The sequence below is a fragment of the Sphingomonas sp. T1 genome (genome assembly GCF_902506585.1).
GTDB classification, from domain to species: Bacteria; Pseudomonadota; Alphaproteobacteria; order Sphingomonadales; family Sphingomonadaceae; genus Sphingomonas; species Sphingomonas aerolata.
Genome location: NZ_LR733875.1, coordinates 1,434,138 through 1,455,241, shown reverse-complemented (window position 1 = coordinate 1,455,241; position 21,104 = coordinate 1,434,138). Strand labels below are relative to the sequence as shown.

At 66.1% G+C, this 21,104-nt stretch carries 14 protein-coding genes and 1 pseudogene; 6 read left to right on the top strand and 9 right to left on the bottom strand.

The window, feature by feature from the left end:
• Nucleotides 1-390 carry a type II toxin-antitoxin system VapC family toxin gene (locus GV027_RS06525; RefSeq protein WP_159511337.1) on the bottom strand — a complete coding sequence of 130 codons (390 nt, stop codon included), beginning with the start codon at nucleotides 388-390 and terminating at the stop codon, nucleotides 1-3.
• The gene (locus GV027_RS06520; RefSeq protein ID WP_159511336.1) at nucleotides 387-629 is read right to left on the bottom strand and encodes an AbrB/MazE/SpoVT family DNA-binding domain-containing protein; all 243 of its coding nucleotides are present in this window, start codon (nucleotides 627-629) and stop codon (nucleotides 387-389) included. Before GV027_RS06520 ends, GV027_RS06525 begins: the two co-directional genes overlap by 4 nt.
• Nucleotides 630-872: 243 nt before the next feature.
• Here GV027_RS06520 and GV027_RS06515 point away from each other — a divergent pair, with 243 nt between their 5' ends.
• Both GV027_RS06515 and GV027_RS06510 read left to right on the top strand, forming a co-directional pair.
• The gene (locus tag GV027_RS06515; RefSeq protein WP_236559071.1) at nucleotides 873-1,994 is read left to right on the top strand and encodes a site-specific integrase; all 1,122 of its coding nucleotides are present in this window, start codon (nucleotides 873-875) and stop codon (nucleotides 1,992-1,994) included.
• A 369-nt stretch (nucleotides 1,995-2,363) separates the two neighbouring features.
• On the top strand, nucleotides 2,364-2,509 hold a 146-nt coding region (locus GV027_RS06510; protein WP_159512771.1), incomplete at its 5' end, for a transposase.
• A 105-nt stretch (nucleotides 2,510-2,614) separates the two neighbouring features.
• On the opposite strand, the gene GV027_RS06505 is transcribed toward GV027_RS06510, so the two are convergent.
• Nucleotides 2,615-5,503: a PAS domain S-box protein gene (locus GV027_RS06505; protein ID WP_159511335.1), complete on the bottom strand. Its 2,889-nt coding sequence runs from the start codon at nucleotides 5,501-5,503 to the stop codon at nucleotides 2,615-2,617.
• Nucleotides 5,504-6,151: 648 nt separating this feature from the next.
• Between GV027_RS06505 and GV027_RS06500 the strand changes: the two are divergent.
• Nucleotides 6,152-6,370, top strand: a pseudogene (locus tag GV027_RS06500) (formate/nitrite transporter family protein); the annotation flags it as partial.
• Between the two features lie 12 nt (nucleotides 6,371-6,382).
• Here the strand turns inward: GV027_RS06500 and GV027_RS06495 are convergent.
• A complete protein-coding gene (locus GV027_RS06495; RefSeq protein WP_159511334.1) occupies nucleotides 6,383-7,357 on the bottom strand; it encodes a glutathione S-transferase family protein in 975 nt (324 codons plus the stop codon).
• A 227-nt stretch (nucleotides 7,358-7,584) separates the two neighbouring features.
• Between GV027_RS06495 and GV027_RS06485 the strand changes: the two genes are divergently transcribed.
• Together GV027_RS06485 and GV027_RS06480 are read left to right on the top strand one after the other, a co-directional pair.
• Nucleotides 7,585-8,703 (top strand): SGNH/GDSL hydrolase family protein, encoded by a 1,119-nt coding sequence (locus GV027_RS06485; RefSeq protein WP_236559070.1) that lies wholly within the window; start codon nucleotides 7,585-7,587, stop codon nucleotides 8,701-8,703.
• A 72-nt stretch (nucleotides 8,704-8,775) separates the two neighbouring features.
• Complete coding sequence (locus GV027_RS06480) at nucleotides 8,776-9,816, top strand: cupin-like domain-containing protein (protein ID WP_159511332.1); 1,041 nt, start codon at nucleotides 8,776-8,778, stop codon at nucleotides 9,814-9,816.
• A gap of 3 nt (nucleotides 9,817-9,819) precedes the next feature.
• Here GV027_RS06480 and GV027_RS06475 read toward each other — a convergent pair whose 3' ends face one another.
• From GV027_RS06475 to GV027_RS06455, 5 genes are read right to left on the bottom strand one after another with little or no spacing between them, the layout of a single operon-like run.
• Nucleotides 9,820-11,562, bottom strand: a complete 1,743-nt coding sequence (locus GV027_RS06475) for a glycoside hydrolase family 9 protein (protein WP_159511331.1) — start codon at nucleotides 11,560-11,562, stop codon at nucleotides 9,820-9,822.
• Nucleotides 11,562-13,064, bottom strand: a complete 1,503-nt coding sequence (locus GV027_RS06470) for a tryptophan halogenase family protein (protein WP_159511330.1) — start codon at nucleotides 13,062-13,064, stop codon at nucleotides 11,562-11,564. The genes GV027_RS06475 and GV027_RS06470 overlap by 1 nt, the downstream gene beginning before the upstream one ends.
• On the bottom strand, nucleotides 13,061-14,578 hold the full coding sequence (locus GV027_RS06465; protein ID WP_159511329.1) for a tryptophan halogenase family protein: 1,518 nt from the start codon (nucleotides 14,576-14,578) through the stop codon (nucleotides 13,061-13,063). The genes GV027_RS06470 and GV027_RS06465 overlap by 4 nt, the downstream gene beginning before the upstream one ends.
• Nucleotides 14,575-15,978: a tryptophan 7-halogenase gene (locus GV027_RS06460; RefSeq protein WP_159511328.1), complete on the bottom strand. Its 1,404-nt coding sequence runs from the start codon at nucleotides 15,976-15,978 to the stop codon at nucleotides 14,575-14,577. The genes GV027_RS06465 and GV027_RS06460 overlap by 4 nt, the downstream gene beginning before the upstream one ends.
• Nucleotides 15,975-17,501 carry a tryptophan halogenase family protein gene (locus GV027_RS06455; protein ID WP_443029521.1) on the bottom strand — a complete coding sequence of 509 codons (1,527 nt, stop codon included), beginning with the start codon at nucleotides 17,499-17,501 and terminating at the stop codon, nucleotides 15,975-15,977. Before GV027_RS06455 ends, GV027_RS06460 begins: the two co-directional genes overlap by 4 nt.
• A 158-nt stretch (nucleotides 17,502-17,659) precedes the next feature.
• On the opposite strand from GV027_RS06455, the gene GV027_RS06450 reads away from it, so the two are divergent.
• Complete coding sequence (locus tag GV027_RS06450) at nucleotides 17,660-21,049, top strand: TonB-dependent receptor (protein ID WP_159511326.1); 3,390 nt, start codon at nucleotides 17,660-17,662, stop codon at nucleotides 21,047-21,049.
• The last annotated feature ends 55 nt before the right edge of the window (nucleotides 21,050-21,104 follow it).

Here is a 21,104-nt window from a genome sequence, read left to right as displayed (position 1 = left end):
TCAGCGGATCGCCACCACCTTCACGCCGGAAGCGACGGCAACGTCCTTCCACGCGCGGTCCGCGGTATAAGCCGGCACGCCCAGGCGCTTTGCAAGCGCTAGGCAGAACCGGTCGCCAAGAGAGAGCCCTGCCGAACTCGTGACCGCCCGAAGTACGCCGGCGTCCCAGCCGAGCGATTCGTCCGCAGCGACGACGGTGTAGGGCAGCGCCCCAAGCATGGCCCGGACATCCTCGATCGGCGCGCCCAAGTGAACGAAATGGCTCACCACCTCCGCTTGGTTGAACACGCCGACCGCCGCGTTCGCCACGACCCCGGCCACCTTACTTCCTCCGCGCTCCCCCTTGAGCAGGGCGATGACGGCGGAGGCGTCGAGGACCGCACTCGTCATTCGCCGCTATCCGCGTGGCGGTTGGCGAGAAAGGCGTCGACCGACGCGTCGGGATGACTAGCATATTTCTTCGCGATCGCCTGCGCACGCGCCACGGCTTGGGTGACAGTACGCAGCACGACGCCTTCGTCTGTCTCCTCGAGCATCACCGCGCCGCCGCTTTCTAGTCCCAAGCGCTTGCGAATGGCTGCCGGCAGACTCATGCGTCCGTTGGCGGTAATGTTCACTTGCAGCGTCATGGAGCAGGTAGTCTCGTTTGTGGCACAGTGTCACTTCTGTACCATACTTTTTTAACCGATACACCGGTAGCCAATGATGCTCGCCGCACGTCACCTGCCACAGCTTATAATTAGCGATAACGCTGATTCCCGCTAATTACATGCTGGCCTCAAATTGGTCAGTCGCGTATCGATTCCGAAGGTTCCGGAACGACCGCTCACGCGCCTGTTTCGGATTGGACGAACGCAACGCGGGAGGTCGGCATGGCCGACGATAATGGCATCGACGACGCGGCGCACGTCGATCCTTTGAATCTGGCTGGTATCGTGACTGACGCGCTGGTGGTGGTCGACCAAGTTCAGTCGCTCGAGCCGTATCTCCCGCAGCTCGCGCCCGACGATCGCGAACGGGTCGACGACTATGTCCGCCGGGCATCGGCCGATGCGACGTTGCGCGCCTACAAATCGGATTGGCGGCTGTTCTGCGCCTGGTGCCAAGAAAGCGGTTATCGGCCGCTCCCCGCGACGCCGGCGACGGTCGCCGCGTTCCTGACGCTGCTCGCCGAGAGCGGGTTCAGTCCGCAGGAACCCCGCCGGACGAAGCGCGGGACGGTGCTGCCGCGAAAGGAGCCTGTGCCGCTCGGCCGCGCAACGATCGGTCGGCGGCTTGCTGCGATCGTCTTCGCGCACCGTGCTGCGGACGTCGAGCCGCCGACGTCGCAGCCAGACGCCGCGCGCCTCGAACGGGCGATGCGCGGAATCCGCAAGGACAAGCGCGGCGAACTGCCCGGGAAGAAGCGTCCTGCCGACGGCGACGTCCTGCGTGACATGGTGCGCGCAATCGTTGGTGAGGATTTGCGCAGCTACCGCGACCGCGCGCTACTCGCGATCGGGATGGCGGGCGCGTTCCGGCGCTCAGAGCTGGTGGCCATCACAGTCGGCCATGTGAGCCATGACAGACGCGGGCTCCTGGTGCGGATCGCTGCATCGAAGACCGACCAAGAGGGCAAAGGCCACACCGTTGCGATCCCCGACGGACGCCGCTTGGAGCCCGTGCGTCACTATCGCGCCTGGCTCGAGAGTGCTGGTATAAGCAGCGGGCCAGTGTTTCGAAAGCTCACGCCGCAAGGCCGGCTGACCGACAAGCCGATGAGCGCGCAAGGAGTGGCGTTGGTCGTGAAGGCGGCCGCGGTGGCGGCGGGCTATCCGCCGGAGTTGTTCTCGGGTCACTCGCTGCGCGCTGGCTTCCTGACCGAGGCCGGTCGGCAAAATGCTAACCTCTTCAAGATGAAGGAGCATAGTCGGCACTCGTCATTGGAAATGGTTGCGGAATATGTGCGGGACCATGAGCGGTTTCGAGAGCATGCGGGCGAGGGTTTCTTATAAGCCGGCCCACACGGCGCCATTCACTCTATAGAGCTCTCTTTTATCGCTCACGGATTTTTTTATTATGCGGCAATCTCGCATTCAAGACTTAATCACGGGTTTTCGGTATCTCGACAGTCCTCCCAGGGGGAAACGATCTGTTTGCGCAGTCGCACTTTAGTTCATTCCAAGCTCAAAAAGTGCGTTATCAGTAAACTCTTCCGGCTAGGAGCCGGCCAGCTCATATGATGGGCATCAAGAACTGTTGCCGCTAGTTAGAGAAGACACACTCTTCGCCAATTAGAAATGACACCCGTTGGTAGCAGCGGGGGCAGCGTGTAGCCATCCCAACAGCGCAGCGGTGCCCCCGCTGATGCGATACCCCCGCGNTCGAGCGCGTGTTCGGCCACCTGAAACGCAACCTGGGGCTACGAACGCTCAAGCTGCGGGGCCTGTCAGGAGCCGCAGAGGAGTTCACCATGGCCGCCGCGGCATACAACCTTCAGCTGCTCGCCCGGCAGGCCGCGCCAGCCTGATAACGCGGCGCATCCTCCGGTGTCCGGCGTCACCAGCCATCCGCCACGCCGATTTCGCGCAGGCCTTTTTCAACGGTCTCGACCGGTTGTGACACCGCTTACGCTTCATCGACGGCGTGACACCTTTTTAAGAGCTCGCGACAATGTGTCGATCGAATAGGGCTTATGCACCAGTTCGAACCCGTGCGTACCGCTTTGCGCCAGAACCTCGCTGTACCCGCTGGTCAACACGACCGGAAGCTTAGGATAAAGGCGGCCGATCTCCTGACCCAGCTCGATACCGGACATGCCCGGCATCATCACGTCGGAGAAGACGATGTCGAACCTGTCCGCATCTGTCGCCAGTTCGGCGAGTGCCTTGGAGGCGTCCATCGCCAAGACCGTATGATAGCCCAACTCTCCCAACGCCTCGGTCGCGAACATGCCAACCTCGGCATTGTCCTCGACGACCAGCACACAGGCGCCTTCGCCGAGCGGCAGGGAGTTGTCGCCTTCTTCGGCCGCTCCGCCGTCCAGCCCGTCGACCCGGGGCAGGAACATGGTGAATGTTGCGCCTTCGCCTTCGTCGCTTGTGACGACGACGCCCCCGCCGGACTGCTTTGTGAAACCGAAGACCTGGCTGAGGCCAAGGCCTGTCCCTTCGCCTACCCCCTTGGTGGTGAAGAACGGTTCGAAGATCCGTTCAATGTTGTCGGCTGGAATGCCGGGACCGCTGTCGGTCAAGGAGACCGTCACGAACTCGCCCGGCGTGGCCGGATGGGACCGTATGGCGGGCATGCCGGAGGCTGCCGCAACCACGATGGACAACTCGCCCGCGCCGTTCATGGCATCGCGAGCATTGACCGCCATGTTGACGATCGCGGTGTCGAACTGGCTGCGGTCCGCGTCGATGTAGCAAGGCTCCGTCGGCAGCCGATGCGATACCTTGATGCGTGCGCCCGTCAGCGTCCGCACCATGTCGCTGACCGTCCGCACGCTTTCCGAGACATCGAAGACTTCGGGCTTGAGCGACTGGCGGCGCGCGAATGCGAGCAGCTGGTTGGTCAGTTTGGTCGCGCGTTCGGCGGTGTCGGAGATCGCGTCGATATAGCGCTGCCGGCGTTCGTCGGAGAGACCGGGGCGGCGCAATAGGTCGATAGAACCCCGGATGACCGTCAGCAGATTGTTGAAGTCGTGCGCCACCCCACCGGTGAGTTGCCCGATCGCCTCCACCTTCTGCGATTGGCGCAACGCGTCCTCGGCCTGGCCGAGGTCGGCGGTTCGCTCGGCAACGCGCTGCTCGAGCGTTTCGGCGAGCGCGCGCAGATCGGCGACAGCACGGTCGCGCTCCGCTGCGATGCTCCGCCGCTCCTCGACGTCGATCAGGACGCCGGGAAAGCTCAGCGGCGTTCCGTCGGGTGCATGGTCAACCCGACCGTTCGCCTCGATCCAGTAATATCGACCGTCAGCCCGGCGGACCCGGTATTGATGCGCATAGGATCCACTGCGGGCGATTACCGCGTTGATGGCCTCCGTCAGCCCTGCCTGATCGTCGGGATGCACCGTTGCTGTAATCTGCGCGAGCGGGATGCCGGATCGACCGAGCGCCGGATCAAGGCCGAAGGCACGCGCGAATGCCTCGTCTACGGTGAACTGATCGCTCGGCAGGTCCCAGTGCCAGGTGCCGATGATGGCGCCGGCTTCCAGCGCGAGTTTCACCCGCTCGACGGTCTGACGTGCGACGGATTCACTGACACGCAGGCGTTCCTCCGCTTCTCGGCGGGCGGTCACGTCGTTGAAAATAATTGCGATCTGTCGATCTGCGGGATCGCCAACCCTTACTGCCCGTACGTCGAACCAGCGTTGAAATGCCTCGGCATAATTCTCGAAATTGGTTGCTTCACCGGTCTTGGCAACATGCCCGTATGTCTCGAACCAGAACTGCTCCAGGTCAGGCGCGAATTCCGTGACCCACTTGCCGCGCAAGTTGACTCCGGACTGGCGTTCAAAGGCGGGGTTGGCTTCGACAAACCGGTAATCGACGGCTTTGTCATCCTCGTCGAACTTGACCTCGACGATGGCGAAAGCCGCATCGACCGTGTCGAAGATTGTCTGGAAGCGCTGCTGCGCTTTCCGGAGCGCTTCGCCGGCAAGATGCTCTTCGGTACGATCACGCAGAACCTTGACGTAACCGGTATGGCGGCCGGCCGAATCCCGGAGCAGGGATAACTCACCGCTGGCCCAAAAAGGCTTGTCCCCCTTGCGCACGTGCCAACGCTCATCAGTGGCCCGCCCTGTCTCACGGGCGCAGGCCATCTCCTGCACCGGCACCCCGGCCGCGCGGTCTTCATCCGTGAAAAACAGGAAGACGCTTTGACCGATCACCTCGTCTTCCGACCAGCCCAGCACCCGTTCCGCGCCATAGCTCCATTCGATGATACGGCCTTCGAGATCGCAGGCTACGATGGCGAAGTCCTGTGCGCTATCGACGATCGCCCGCTGGCGCGCTTCGGCTGCAATCAGGCGTCCCGTTGCAACACGCTGCTCAAACTGCACCATGACCTGTCGCGCCATGACGCGGATCGTCTGCTTCTGAACCTCGCTCAGCTCGCGGGGGCGATAGTCCAGAACGCAGAGCGTGCCGATCGGAAAGCCATCAGGGGACTTCAACAGGGCGCCAGCATAGAAGCGCAGATGCGGCTCACCCGTGACCAGGGGATTGCAGTCGAAGCGTGGGTCGTCTGTCGCATCGGGGACGAGCAGGAATTCATCCTCGAGGATTGCACGCCCGCAGAAAGACGTCTCCAACGGCGTCTCACGAACGCCAAGCCCGACTTCCGCCTTGAAGAACTGGCGGCCGTCCCCGATCAGATTCACGATCGCGATTGGCGCCTCGCAGATCGCCGCCACCATTTCGGCGATCTCGTCAAACGCCGCCTCGCGCGGAGTGTCCAGCAGGTCATATTCTGCGAGGGCAGCCAGTCTCTGCTTCTCGTGCGCGGGCAGATCGGTCATCGGACTCCAAAGGTTTAGCGGATCACTGTGCTGTAGCATCGTCACCGCCAAGCTCAACGTCGGTCGTTCTTAAACTGTCAAAACCGACCGGTTGTGGCACCCGCAGCGACTCATGCTCTTTCCCGTTCCTCGGCGATAACTCCGTGATCTGAAATTCCTGCATCGCGACCGCTGCGATCACTGAAAGATCCGATGACAGGGAACCTCGGCATGCCTCTCACGTATGTTGGTTAACGAATATATCGTGGGATTGAGACGAGGGGTCGATGACTGAGACTGGAAGAGTTGCCTATCATCGCGACCGGGCTGAGCAAGAACGAAGGCGTGCGAGCCAGGCAATCGATGACCGCAGCAAGAATGTTCATATCGAACTGGCCCTGGCCCATGGAAAAGCGGTCGTTCTTGGCGGGCATCGTCTTCGCGCAGCGCACGACCGGTGATGCGAGCCGAAGAGGCTTGACGGTATAACTCTCGGACGCTCGCGCAAAGAGCGCTGATCATGCGGCGACTGAGAGCCCGCCCGAACGGGATGCCGGTGTCTGCCCAGGTTCCCCCGCCGAGGACACGCAATCGTAACACGAGATCAGGCAGCGAATGCTGTCCAGCCCATCGCATCGGAATAGGTGTCGATCCGACGCGGCATGAACGATCGGCGACGCTGCAGCCGCGACGATGGATTCGAAGCTCGACGAGCCTGCGCTCGCGACGCTGACATCGGGTGTCCTGGCGAACATGCTGGTCTGCCTGGCCGTGTGTATGGCGATGTTCGCCAGAACGCTGACGGGCAAGGTCGCCGTGATCATCGGCCCGGTCGCCATCTTCGTCGCCGCGGGCTTCGAGCATTTAATCGCCAACATATCCCTGCTGCCAATCGGCTGGTCAGGTGAGTGCCTGATCGCCTCCCGCGGTGAGGTGAGCCCAAGGGAGGGCAGGACCGACGGGCACGATTCCGCAAGGGTTGAGGTCGCGGTGGCTGGCGTAGTAATGCGTCTTGATGTGATCGAGATGCACCGTCGCGGCGATGCGCGAATCTGCCAGCATCCGTGCGACGTAAGCGTCCAACGCCGGATAGTCGGAGATGCGGCGCACGTTGCACTTGAAATGGAAGTGATAGACCGCATCGAAGCGGACCAGCGTGGTGAAGAGCCGGATATCGGCCTCCGTCATCGCCTCGCCCACCAGCCAGTCGCTGCCGGACAGCCTCTCTTCCAGCCAGTCGAGCGATTCGAACAGCGGGCGCACCGCCGCCTCGTACGCGTCCTGCGTCGTGGCGAAGCCGGCCTTGTATACGCCGTTGTTCACCGTGTCGTAGACACGGTCGTTGACCTCATCGATCTGCTGGCGCTGGGCTTGAGGATAGAGGTCCGGTCCGGATCCGGCGAACGCCGCGAGCATCCGGATGATGTCCGCCGATTCGTTCGACACGATCGAGTCGGTCTCGCGATCCCACAGGACGGGTACGGTGACCTTGCCGGAATAGTCCGGCCTGGCGCGGGCGTACAACTGCCACAGGAACTCGGCGTCGTGCAGCGGATCGCCACTGCCGCCGCGGCTCGTGCCGAAGGTCCAGCCATTGTCCAACATGACAGGATCGACCACCGAGACGCCGATCGCATCCTCCAGTCCGTGCAGCGCGCGCACGATCAGCGTCCGGTGTGCCCAGGGGCAGGCATAGCTGACATAGAGGTGATACCGACCGGGCGTCGCCGGATGGCCGGGCTGTCCGTCCTGGCCGGGGCGCCCCACCGGGGTCAGCCAGTCGCGAAAGCCCGCATCCTGCCGTTCGAACGCGCCGCCCTTGCTGTCCTCCGTCACCTTGCCCGCGTGCCACGCACCGTCGATCATTCTACCCATGTCATCCCTCCGTCGAAATCGGACCTCAAGCAAGATCCGCCACAGTTTCCCCTCACGAACGACCAACAGCTCTTTTCGTCTCATGCGATGCCCTTGGTGGCGGGTTCGGGACCGGTCGCCCCGATCCAGGCAAACAGCGGCCGCAGGTCGACGGTCGCGTCCACCACGCCGGTCGCCGGGTCGTCGCGAAAGGGATAGGAGGTGCAAGAGCGGTAGGAGGTTCTTGAATGGCGAAGCATGGTCGGATGGCAGGGATGGCGGCCGGGTTGATGATCCTCGCGGCGGCGGTCGAGGCTGCCGCACAGCCTCGCGTCGAGCGAATGACACAGAGGCCTGTCGCGCTGACGCCGTTGCCGGCCACAATGCACGGCCGTTTCGAGCGGAAAGGCGCCGGCTTTGTCCGCCAATGGCCGGGCAGTTATGCCGAGACGGCGTTTCGGGGCTCGGCGGTATCGTTCGACGTGGGGCCGGGCGAGGTGGCACTTCACGTGGTCGTCGATGGGCGCAGGATCACGACGCTCGTCAAGCCGGTTCCGGGCCTGTACCGCGTCGCCGGGATGCCCGCCGGCCGGCACGCGTTGCGCATCGAGGTCGCTTCGGAAAGCCAGTCCGGTCCGACCGGCATCGGGCCGTTCTTTGCCGAGCGGGGGACGGTCGGAACGAGGTTGCCGCAGCGCACGCGGCAGATCGAGTTCGTCGGCGACTCGCATAGCGTCGGCTATGGTGTGACGTCGCCCAAACGCGAATGTACCCAGGACGAGGTCTGGGCGACGACAGATACGTCGCGCGGCTTTGGCGCGCTGCTCGCCCGCCGCTACGGCGCGGATTACGAAGTGAATGCGATTTCCGGGCGCGGGGTGGTGCGCAACTATGGCGGGTTCGCGGCCGACACGCTGCCCGAAGCCTATCCCTTCACCCTGTTCGATCATCGATCCCGTGCCAACGTGCCCGGCTGGCATCCGCAGGTGATCGTTGTCTCGCTAGGCACCAACGATTTCACCACACCGCTTCACGCCGGCGAAACATGGGTGAGCCGCGACGCCCTCCACGGCGATTACGAACGACGCTATGTGCGCTTCGTGCAAGCGCTCCACGCGCGCGATCCACGCGCGCAGATCGTGCTGTGGGCCACGGACATGGCCAATGGCGAGATCCAGGCGGAGGTGGCCAAGGTTGCCGCGACCTTGCGCAGATCCGGTGCGCCGTGGCTCACCTATGTTCCGATCAACGGCCTTTCCTTCAGCGGGTGCCACTCGCACCCCTCGCTCGCGGATCAGACCGTGATTGCCGACCGGATCGCGGCGGTGATCGACGCGCGCGTCGCGGGATGGGCCCGACGCTCCTGATCGACGGACGGCCGGTTCGTCGGGCCGGCAAACGCAATAGGGCGCGGCGCATTATCCTGCTATCGCAGCGGGATGACGATATCGCATCCTGCCCCCACCGATGCCCGTGTCGAGGAACGTGCCGCGGTCGACGCCGCCACCTTTGCCGCCGAGATCGCGGTGCGCGACGTGCCGATCGTGCTACGCGGTCAGGTCGCGCACTGGGCCAGCGTCCGGGCTGCGGCGGGTGGCGATCGCGCGACGGCGGCGTATCTGACCGGGCTCGGCGATGGCGGCAAGCCGATGGAGGTGCTGATCGGCGGCCCGGCGTTCGGTGGCAAATTCTTCTATCGCGGCGATAATCTGGAAGGGTTCAACTTCCACCGCGAAAAGGCGCCGCTCGGCGTGTTGCTGAGCGAATTGCTGCGCCTGTCGGACGTCCCCGAAGCCGAGCGGCATATCCTCTATGCGAACGCGGCGACCGCGCCCGAGCATCTGCCGGGATGGGCGGCGGCGAACCCGCTCGAACTGCCGATGGGCGGGGCGACGCCGCGGCTGTGGATCGGCAACGGATCGCAGACCGCGACGCATTATGACGGGTCGACCAATCTCGCCTGCGTGGTCGCTGGCGAGCGGCGGTTCACGCTGTTTCCCCCCGATCAGGTCGGCAATCTCTATCTGGGGCCGCTCGACCGGACGCTGGCGGGGCCGCCTTCGAGCATGGTCGATCCGCTTGCGCCCGATCTGGAGCGGTATCCGCGCTATGCCGAGGCGCTCGGCCACGCGGTGGTGGCCGATCTTGGGCCGGGCGACGCGATCTTCATCCCGGCGATCTGGTGGCACCACGTCCAGGCGTTCGGGACGCTCAACGTGCTGTGCAACTATTGGCGCGCCTATGATTCGAGCGTGTCGGCGTTCCATGCGGTGGTGCACGCGATGATGGCGGTACGCGACCTGCCCGCGGCGGAGAAGGCCGGCTGGCGCGCGTGGTTCGAGCATTATGTCTTCGCGGACGAGGCGAGTGCGGCGGGCGATCATCTGCCCGCGCCCGCGCGCGGCGTGCTGGGGCCGGCCAGCCAGGACCGGACCGAGCGGATCCGCGGCTATCTGCTGAAATCGCTCCAGCGCCGCTGAGCGTCAGTCGCTGTCGAGATAGGCGGCGACCCAGACGAGCGGCGCGTTCCAGTTGATCGCCACCTCGTTCAGCGCATAGGCGTTGATGTCGTCCGCCCAGCAGCGTTGCGGCGCGCACCGGCCCTTCAGTGTCATGGCGACCGGATCGACCATCGCGCTGCTGTTGGGGCCGCCCGATACCACCCCCGGCGGCGGCGGTGGCGCGGATGCCGACAGCTGATGCGCCCAGAAGCGGTGATGCGGGTTGGTCAGCGGCTTCCACCCGGTTCCCGAGACATAGGATTGGCCCAGCGGATTGCGGCCGAGGATATAATCGGCGGCATCGACGACGCCGCCGCGGTAGCGCGCTTCGCCGGTGAAACGCTGTGCGAGGCCAAGCAGCATCGCGCGGTTGAGAATGCTGGAATTCGACCCCCAGTTATAGGTCTGCGACGCGTAGGGGATGCGGTAACCGGTGCGCGCGGTTTCGGCGAGGAAGCCGTCGGCGGCCGCGACGATCGCCGCACGTGCGCCATCGCGGATCGTCACGGGAACGCCGCTTGCGGTCGCAAGCGTGATCATGCCGAGTGGTGCAACGCTGGCCCAGCCGGGTTCACCGGTCGCGCCGGTCGGCAGCGCCGCGCGGTAAGCGGCATCGCCGGTCGTCGCGAACAGCTCGACCGCAGCCCAGGCGCGTTCGTCGTCGAGCGTCTCGTCGCCATAGCCGCCGCTGCCGGTGAAGCCCTGCGCCGCGAAGATCGCGGGGTTGCGCTGCGCCGCGGTCCAGGCGGCGCGCGCGGCGGCAAGGCACCGTGCCGCGAAGGCGGGATCGATCGGCCGCCACAGCCGCGCGGCCTGCGCTGCAACCGCGGCAAGATTCAGCGTTGCCGCGGTCGAGGGCGGGTAGAGGAGCCGCGGTTCCTTGTCGTCGGCCGGTGCGGTCGGCAATGTCGTCCAGCGCGCGTCGGCAACCTTGTGATGTGCCATGCCGCCCGCGTCGACCGGCGTAAGTGCGAGCCTGCCCGAGCGATCATGCGGGCCGACGGGGAGTGCGACGCGGGTGCCCGCGGGGACCTGCATCCGCAGCATCCACTCGACCTCCCACCGCGCTTCGTCGAGCAGGTCGTCGCGGCGGTTGCCGGCTTCCGGCAGTCGCGCCTGACCGTCGGCGAACACGCGACGCGCAAGCCCGGTCTCGTAGAGATTCTGCAGCGTCCACACCGCGATGCCGCCGTTGACGACATATTTGCCGTGGTCGCCCGCGTCGTACCAGCCGCCGGTGACGTCGAGCGTATAGGGACAGCCGGACCAGACATTGCCCTTCTCGTCCGCTCCCGAAAAACACGCGGCGACCTCGCGCGGGTGTCCGGCCGCGCGCGCCCAGCGCTTGCCTGCCCAGCGCGCGTCGATCGGCGTGCCGGCGCGCTGCTGGTAGAAGAAGTTGAGCGCGTTCAGCGCGAGTGGGGCGTAGACGTCGCGGCCGACGCGGAAACGGCCGCTTTCGGTCCCGTCAACGCGCAGCTGGTAGTTGCCCGGGCGGGTGAGCGCGGTGAAGCGCGCGACATGGACATGATCGCCCGACGCAGCGTCGTCACCGCCGACGCTGGTGCGTCCCGCCAGCACAGTCTTGCCGGCGTCGTCGACCACGACCCAGTCGAGCGGCCGCGTCGCGTGATCGGCGACGATCGCAAGCTTGGGGTCTTCGGGGCGGAAGCCGAGCTGGTTGAGGTTGATGACGGCCGCGGCAAGGAAGAGGGCGATGGGCATCAGATTGTCCTGTCCTGGCCCAACCGTGCCAGCGCGTCGGCATGGGGGGGCATGTGCGTCAGCGAGGTGGCGACGACGCGCTCGATTACTGCGAGCCGGTTCGCCGCGGCCATGAGCGGCAGCGCGTCGCAGATCGGGTCATGGCCGATCACCGATGCGTCCTGCCCGGTCAGCAGAGCAAGCCAGCTGACCTCGTTGAACAGCTCGTCCGCTTCACGGAAAATGCGTCCGCCGGCGCGGAACAGCGCGAGCTTTTCGGCGAGGCCATCCGGGATCGGCGCCGCCGCACGCTCGCGCCAGAAGGGTTCGGTACGGGCATTGAGGTGGTAATGCGCGACGAGGAAATCGCGGATCCGGACGAACTCGCCGGTCATCGTGCGGTTGTACCGGTCGACGATCGCCGGGGCAGGGGGACCGCCCGCCGGAAGCATTCGCAACAGATGCTGAAGCCCGCTCTGCATCAGATGAATGCTGGTCGATTCCAGTGGCTCCATGAACCCCGCCGCGAGGCCGAGCGCGATGCAGTTCCCGCTCCAGAACCGGGTGCGGTGCCCGGTGGCGAAGCGGATCACGCGCGGGTCGGCCAGTGCCTCACCGTGCAGCCCTGCGAGCAGCGTCGCGGTCGCTTCGTCCTCGCTGCAGTGGCGGCTGGAAAAAACATGCCCGTTGCCGGTGCGATGCTGCAGCGGGATACGCCAGCGCCAGCCGGCGGGTTCCGCGATCGCGCGCGTAAGCGCGAGCGGCGCGGCGTCGGCGGCCGATGGGACCGCGACCGCACGATCGCACGGCAGCCACTGTGCCCAGTCGGTCCAGCCGGCCTGCAGCGCGCCCTCGATCAGCAGCGCGCGAAACCCGGTGCAGTCGAGGAACAGGTCGCCCTCGATACGGCTGCCATCAGCGAGATGGACCGCGGCAATTCCGGCGGGGCCACGCTCGACGCGGTCGACCCGGCCCTCGCGGCGGACGACGCCGTGCGCTTCGGCCTGCGCGCGCAGGAACGCGGCGTAGCGGCCTGCGTCGAAATGATAGGCGTAGCCGATCCGCGACAGCGGTGAATCACCGTTCGCGATCGGGCGCGAGAAGCGGCCGGCTTCGGCGGCGCGGGCTTCGAGCGAATAGGCGCCGAGCGCGTCGGCGGCCCCCGCCTGGCGCGCGCGCAGCCACTGTGCGGCGAACGGCACCCCGGCGATGTCGGTCCCGATCTGGCCGAACGGATGGACGTAGGATTCGCCCGGGCGCGTCCAGCCTTCGAAGCGGATCCCGAGCTTGTAACTGCCGCCGGTCGCGCGGAGGAAGGCGTCCTCGTCGATCCCGAGCATCGCGTGAAAGGTGCGGATCGGCGGGATCGTTGCCTCGCCGACGCCGATCGTGGCGATGTCGTCCGATTCCACGAGCGTCACGCGCGTCCCGGCCGGGCCCAGCAGGCGGCCGAACGCGACCGCAGCCATCCAGCCCGCGGTACCACCGCCAACGATCACGACCGATCGGAGCGCGGCGGTCATGCGCGAACCCGCGTCGGGCAGGTGCGGGCGAGATAGTCCTCGTGCCGGGGCATTCGCGATGCGGCATCGGCAAACATCGCGCGCAGCCGGTCGAACCGTGCATCGACCTCGCGCGCGTCGACCGCATCGGCCAGCCGGTCCCACCCGTCGGGAACGATGCCCTGGCCCAGCAGCACCGCGACCCAGCTCGCCTCCGCGAACAGATCGTCCTCCCAGCGGAACAGCCGTCCGCGGCGACGCCACAAGGCGAGTTTCTCGCTCAGGCTGTCGGGGATCGCCCGCGCACGCGTCTCGCGCCAGAACGGCGAATCCTCGCGGCTCGTCGCATGGTAATGGAGGATGAGGAAGTCGCGGACCTGGTCGAACTGAGTCGCTGCCAGCCGATTATAGGTGTCGATCTCGACCGGCGAGAAGCCCTGGTCGGGAAACAGGGCGAGCAGTTTCGAGATGCCGGTCTGGACCATGTGGATGCTGGTCGATTCGAGCGGTTCGGTAAAACCGGAGGCAAGGCCCAACGCGACGACGTTGCCGATCCACTGCTTGCGCCGCCGTCCCGCGGTAAAGCGCAGCAGGCGTGGTTCGGCGAGCGGGGTGCCGTCGACCCCGGCGCGCAGCGTTGCCGCGGCCTCATCGTCCGAACAATGCGCGCTGCTGTAGACATAGCCGTTGCCGGTGCGGTGCTGCAGCGGGATGCGCCATTGCCAGCCGGCCGCGCGCGCGGTCGAGCGGGTATAGGGGGTGATCGCCGGGCCGGCGTTCGCGGTCGGCATCGCGACGGCCCGATCGCAGGGAAGCCAGTGCGTCCAGTCCTCATAGCCCGCGCCCAGCGTCTGCTCGATCAGCAGGCCGCGGAACCCCGAACAGTCGAGGAACAGGTCCCCTTCGATGACGCGGTCGCCGGCCAGCGTGACGTGGCGGACATGGCCGGTCTCGCCGTCGAGCGCGACGTCGACGACATCGCCTTCGACGCGCACGACACCGTCGCGCTCGGCGCGCCCGCGCAGGAAGCGTGCATAGAGCCCCGCATCGAAATGATAGGCGTGCGCCATCTGCGACAGCACCGACGCCGGGTCGGGTGAGGGGGGCATGAACCGTCCCGCGCGCGCGGCGACCGCGCACAGCGAATAGGCCTCGATATCCTCGACGATCCCGGCGGCGCGGCGGCGACGCCAATATTGGTGGAAGCGCACACCCTCGATATCGAAACCGAAGCCGCCAAAGGGATGCAGATAGCGTTCGCCAGGCGCACCCCAGTCGACGAACTCGATCCCGAGCTTGAAGCTCCCCGCGGTCGCGGCGAGGAATTCGGCTTCGTCGATTCCCAGCATCGCGTTGAAGCCGCGGATCGGCGGGATTGTCGCTTCACCGACGCCGACGGTGCCGATCGCGTCGGATTCGATCAGGGTGATGCTCGCCCCGGTCGGGATCAGCCGTGCGAGCGCGGCCGCCGCCATCCAGCCGGCCGTGCCGCCGCCGACGATGACGATGCGGCGGACGGGGGCGCCGATCGTCATGCGCGCGTCCGCAACGCGGCCATCGCCTGGGCATAAGGGGGAAGCGCGCGGACCTGCGCGATGACCCGCGCGCGCTGCTCGGCCAGATGCCGCTCGATCGTCTCCAGCGGCACTATGTCCGCACGCGCATCGTAACGGCGCGGCATGAGGCCCATCGCGTCGAACATCACCGCCCAATCCTCTTCCTCGAACGGTTCGTTGTCATACATCGGCAACCGCCCGCGCGCCGCAAACAGATCGTGTTTGGCGGCCAGTGGTCCCGGTAGCGATGCCGCGCGGCGGTCGTCCCACAGCGCGCCGGCGCAACCGGCCACGGCATAATGCGCGATCAGGAAGTCGCGCGCGCCCTGTAACGCCCCGGCCGCGGTGCGGTTGAAGGCGGCGGCTTCGACGGGTGCCTGCGGTCCGGCGGGCCAGAGCTGGATCAACTGCGAGAGCGACCGCAGCAGCAGCGTCAGTGCGGTGGGGTGCAGCGGTTCGAGCAGGCCCGCAGCGGCGCCCAGCGCGACGCAATTGCCCCGCCATGCCTCGACGCGCCGCGCCGCGTGGAACGGCTTGCCGGTGCCGCCGACGCTGCACGTCAGTCGTACATCCGCGCCGTCGAGCGGCCAGGTCGCCGTCCAGCCCGCGTCCTGCGCATCGACCTGCGTATAGGGCGGGGGGGCGCCCTGCGCGGGCACCGTCTCGGCATGCGTCCGGTCGCAGGGCAACCAGCTGGACCAGTCCTCGGACGCGGGGCTGGTACGGCTGGCGATGCGCGCGTCGGTTCCCGAACAGTCGAGGACGAGCCAGGGTTCGATCCCGGTACCGTCCCCAAGAGTCAGCCTCTCGACGATGCCGTTCGCTGCGATCTCGGCATCGACGAAGTCCGCGGACGCGCGTTCGGCCCCCGCCCGCAGCGCCGCCCCGCGCAACAGCGCTTCATAGGGCGCGACGGGCAGATGCAGCGCATGCGCGATCGGCGCCCCGGGTGCGAACCGGCCCGCCTGTGCGGCGACCGCGGACAGCGCATGATCGGCCAGCCGGACCGGGTGCCCCGCCGCGCGCAGCCGTCCGGCGAGTTGGTGAAACGCGATGCCCTCGAGCGAAGCACCGGTCTCGCCATAAGACAGGAACGCCGCTGCGCCGTCGGCCCGCCAGCCACCGAACGCGACGCCCAGCGCATGGCCGCCGCCCGTCATCCGAACGAGTGTCGCCGCATCGAGACCGAGATCGGCATGGAAGCCCGCGAGCGCTGGCGGCACCGCGATCACCGGTGCAAAATCGCCCAGGCCATCGCCGCCGGTGCCGTCGTCGATCACCACTACGCGGTAGGACTCGCGTGGCAAGCGCCGCGCCAGCGCTGCCGCGGCGATCCAGCCACACAGGTTCGCGCCCAGCACAGCGACCGTGGCTGTCACGCGGCAGCCCCGATCCGCGCAAGATAGTCCGCATGCGATGGCATCCCCGCGGCGGTGCGGCGGCAGGCGTCGGCGACCGCCGCGACACGCGCGCGCGCGTCCGCGACGGGCAGTGCGGCGACGAGGGGGTGGATGCGTTCGGGCATGATTCGCTGGCCATAATAGACCGCGAGCCAGCTCGCGGGCAGGAACATGCCCTCGCGATATTGTTCGACGACGCCGCGATCGCGAAAGCCAGCGATCTTCCCGGCCAGCGAGGGGGGCAGGTCCATCGTCCGCATGTGGCGCCAGAACGGCGTGTCGTCACGCTCGGTCGCGCAATAATGCAGAACCAGAAAGTCGCGGACGCGGTCATATTCCAGCGCCATCGCGCGGTTGAATTCCGCGGCATCCGCAGGGTCGAGCACCGCGTCGTTCGGAAACAGCTCGATCAGCTTGCCGATGGCCAGCTGGATCAGGTGGATGCTGGTCGATTCAAGCGGCTCGAGGAACCCGGCGGAAAGGCCGATCGCCACGCAATTGTCGATCCACTGGCGGTGCCGACGCCCGGTGCGGAATCGCAGCATCCGCGGCTCGGCCAGCACCTCGCCTTCGAGAGTGTCGAGCAGCACCGCGCGCGCGCGGTCCGGATCGGTGAAGCGGGTCGAGAAGACATGACCGTTCCCGGTGCGATGCTGCAGCGGGATCCGCCATTGCCAGCCGGCGTCGCGCGCGGTGGCGCGGGTATAGGGGACGAGAGGACCGGTGTTCGCCGTCGGGACCGCCCAGGCCGCGTCGCAGGGCAGCCAGTGCGCCCAATCCTCGTGTCCCGCCTTCAGGGCGCCTTCGATCAGCAAGGCGCGGAACCCCGAACAGTCGACGAACAGATCGCCCTCGATCCGCTGCCCGTCCGCCAGGCGAAGCGCCGCGATACCGCTCGGGCCCCGTTCGACGTCCTCGACGCGGCCTTCGATCCGCGTGACGCCGCGGGCTTCGGCATAGTCGCGCAGATACGCGGCATAGAGCCCGGCATCGAACTGATACGCATAGGAATAGGTCGACCCGACCGATCGCGGATCGTCGAGCGGCGGCGTGAACCGCCCGGCACGCGCGGCGACGATCGGGAGCGAGCACGCGGCGAGCGCGGGCGTCTCATCCGGCTTGCCCCGGGTCGCGTGGAGCCAATGCTGATGGAATGGCAGTCCGTCGATGTCATGGCCGAAATCGCCGAACGGATGGATGTAGCTGTCGCCGATCCGACCCCAATCGCAGAACTCGATGCCCAGCTTGAACGTCGCCTTGGTACGCCGGACGAAATCGGCTTCGTCGATACCCAGTCTTTGATTGAAGAAACGGATGTGTGGCACCGTGGCCTCACCGACACCGACGGTGCCGATCTCCTCGGACTCGACCAGCGTGATGTCGGCCAGCCGTGCCGCGGACGGCGTACCGGTCGTGAGACCGAGCGTCGCCGCGGTCATCCAGCCTGCGGTACCGCCACCAACGATAACGATGCGTAGCCGAGCACGTTCGTCCAATTCCACCCCCCCGGCTATGTTGCAATCATGCAACAAGCCTAGCAATTCACTAAAAAACCGTCCGATTCAGTCTAGGCCGAACTCATCCCTCTCGCTACCAAACATTGTAAGAAAAAAGCGCTTACAAATGATAGCGCTAACACAATGAGGGGATGCCGGGAGTCATGGCCAAGTTCGAGATCACACGCGCCGCGCGTCGCGGGAACCTCCTCAAAGGTGGTGCCTCCCTGCTTGCGCTGTGCCTGGCAGCCGCGCCAAACGGCGCTCTGGCTCAGCAAGCCGATGCCGCCGCCGGCCAAACTACGCAGACGCCGAACGCAGCAGCGCGTACCGCATCTTCTGATCGCGCTGCGGTAACTGAGGCCGGGGCGCCCCAGGCGGGCGCGGCACAGCCCTCCGCCAACGGGCAGGTGCCCTCGGGCGGCGCCGAAGTGACGCAGGCCGAGCAGTCGACCGCGACGCCGCAGGACGAGGCCGCCGATCAGGACATCGTCGTCACCGGCATCCGCCAGAGCCTGAAGAGTGCGCAGGCGATCAAGCGCAATTCCGAAGTCGTGGGCGATTCGATCTCGTCCGAAGACATCGGCGCGCTGCCCGACCGGTCGGTCACCGAAGCGCTGCAGCGCGTGCCTGGCGTGTCGATCAGCCGCTTCTCGGCCGGTGCCGATCCCGATCACTTCGCCACCGAAGGGTCGGGCGTCACCGTCCGCGGCCTCAGCTACACGCGCTCCGAGATCAACGGCCGCGATTCGTTCAGCGCGAACAACGGCCGCGGCCTGTCCTTCGCCGACGTGCCCGCGGAGCTGCTTGGCGGCGTCGACGTGTTCAAGAGCCCGTCCGCCGACATGATCGAAGGCGGCATCGGCGGCTCGGTCAATCTGCGCACGCGCCTGCCGTTCGATTCCACCGGACTGGTGCTGGGCGGGACGCTCGAGAACAATTACGGCGATTTCGTCAAGAAGTCGGCGCCCACGGTCTCGGTTCTCGGCAGCAATCGCTGGGAAACCGGCATCGGCGACTTCGGCATCCTCGCCAGCTTCGTGCGCTCGCAGGTCCGCAGCCGCGCCGACAGCGTGCAGATCTCGAACTGGGGCGAGCGCGTGATCGGCGCCGACGGGTCGCTGTTGCAGCCGGTCGACGCGACCACCGGCGTGGTCAACACCGGCCGCACCGTCTACGTGCCCCGTGGCGCGGCGATCCGCAGCCAGGAGTTCAACCGCACGCGCTACGGCTATTCGGCCGCCGGCCAGTGGCGCAGTCCCGACAAGTCGATGACCGCGACCGCGCAGTTCCTGCGGACCGACTCGCGCGAGGCGTGGACCGAGAATTCGATCGAGGTCGCGACCGACAACGTGCTGGCGGCAGGCGACACGCAGCCCTTCCCGGGCACCAGCTTTGCCTATGACGACGATAACGTCTTCACCAGCGGGATCATCACCGGCCCAAACGGCTATCGCGCCGACCAGGATCCGGCGAACGGCGGCGATCAGCGTACGCCGAGCAACGGCCTGCAGAGCAACAACATCTCGCGCGGCAACCAGTCGCGCTTCCGCACCAACGACGCCAGCTTTAACCTGAAGTGGCAGGCGACGAACCGGCTCGGCATCAACCTCGACTACCAGCATGTCTGGTCGCAGGTGAAGGTCACCGACCTGACCGTCTGGGGCACGACCTTTCAGAATGCCGACATCCGGCTGGACGGGACCAACCCGGCCTATGTGAACTTCATCCCGGTGACGAACACGCCGAACAATTACCAGAACGCCGCGCACCCGAGCTATCTCGACGCATATAACAACTTCTACCGCTCGGCGATGGACCATATCGAGGACAGCGAGGGCAACGAGGATGCTGCGCGTATCGACCTCGATTATTCCTTCCCGGAGGATAGCTGGCTAACCTCGGTCCGTGTCGGCTATCGCTTCGCCGATCGCCAGAATGAAGCGCGTTCAACCGGCTATAACTGGGGCGTGCTCAGCGAGATCTGGGGCGGCGGCAACAATCAGGACAATGCAGCGGCGCCGACCGGCCCGGGTGGCCCGGTCTGGTTCGATCGCCCGATCGACGGCAATCCCGTCACGCGTGATACGGGTAATCTCGGCCCGCAGCAGGCATTCCTCTACGACAACTTCTTCCGCGGCAAGGCGAACGACTCGTCGAACGGCGGGCGCGTGTTCGTGCCGGGGTCGTTCCTCCAGGATTATGGCGCGGCGACGCAGGCGATCAGCCAGATCGCGCAGGAATGGCGCAATTTCACGAGCAACCTGTCGGGTGCCAATGGCTGGGTGCCGCTGGCAAGCCGTGCCGGTGTCGTCGCCGGGACGCCGTTCCTGCCCGGTGAGATCAACCCGGTCAGCGAGCGCAACAACGCGGTCTATGCGATGGCGCGATTTGGCAACGACCTGTCGAACGGCTGGAACCTGAGCGGCAATATCGGTGTGCGGTACACCAAGACGGATCGCGTCTCGTCGGGCTTCTTCGCCTTCCCGCAACAGTCGTTCAGCTGCGTCGCGCCGACCGACGGGCAGCCGGTCTCGCGGTTCTGCGCGCTGCCGCAAGCCGTACGTGATGCCGCCGCGGCGTTCCAGAACGGCAGCACGACACCCAACGACGCCAAGCTGAGTTACGACTATTTCCTGCCGAGCTTCAACGTGAAGCTGGCGATGGGCGGTGGTCTTCAGTTCCGCGCGGCGTTCACCAAGAGCGTCGCTCCGCCGGATTTCGGGCTGACCCGGTCCTATTACAACATCAATCTGAACACGAGCGACCAGACGATCCTGTTCAACGGTGCGCCGGTCGCGACCTTCCAGGTCGGCAACCCGTTTCTGAAGCCGGTCCGTGCGGACAATTACGATGTGACCGCGGAATGGTATTTCTCGAATGTCGGCCAGCTCACGCTGTCGCTGTTCAAGAAGGACCTGTACGGCGTGCAGACCAACAGCCTGCAGCGTCAGAGCTTCACCAACAACGGCGCGACATTCGACGGGATCATCACGACCCCGCTGAACTCGACCGAGACGGGTCGCGTAAAGGGGTTCGAGGTCGGCTATCAGCAGACCTATGATTTCCTGCCGGGGTTCCTGAGCGGGTTCGGTCTCGCGGCCAACTTCACCTACGTGAAGTCGTCGGGCGTGTCGCAGCAGAATCTCGATTCCGACGATCCGAACGTCACCGCCGGGATCATCTCCAACGTCGACACCAGCGGGCTGCCGTTGCAGGGGCTGTCGAAATACCAGTTCAACTTCGCGCCCTTCTATCAGCGTAACGGGCTGGAGGTACGCGCTGCGTATAACTGGCGGTCCAAGAACCTGCTCACGATCCGCGACGTGATCGTGCCGAACTCGCCAGTCTACGCGGAAAAATACGGGCAGCTCGACGCCTCGATCTTCTACGCGGTGACGCCAGCGATCAAGATGGGGTTCCAGGGCGTCAACCTGACCAACTCGATCACGCGCACGTCATATGTGATCAACGATGATCTGCTGACGCGGCCGCGCAACTGGTTCATCGCGGATCGCCGCTTCACCTTCTCGATCCGCGCGTCGTTCAGATAAGCGCGTGAGGGTCGGCCGGTCCGGCCGACCCTCCCGATCCTTTTCCCGTTCTCCC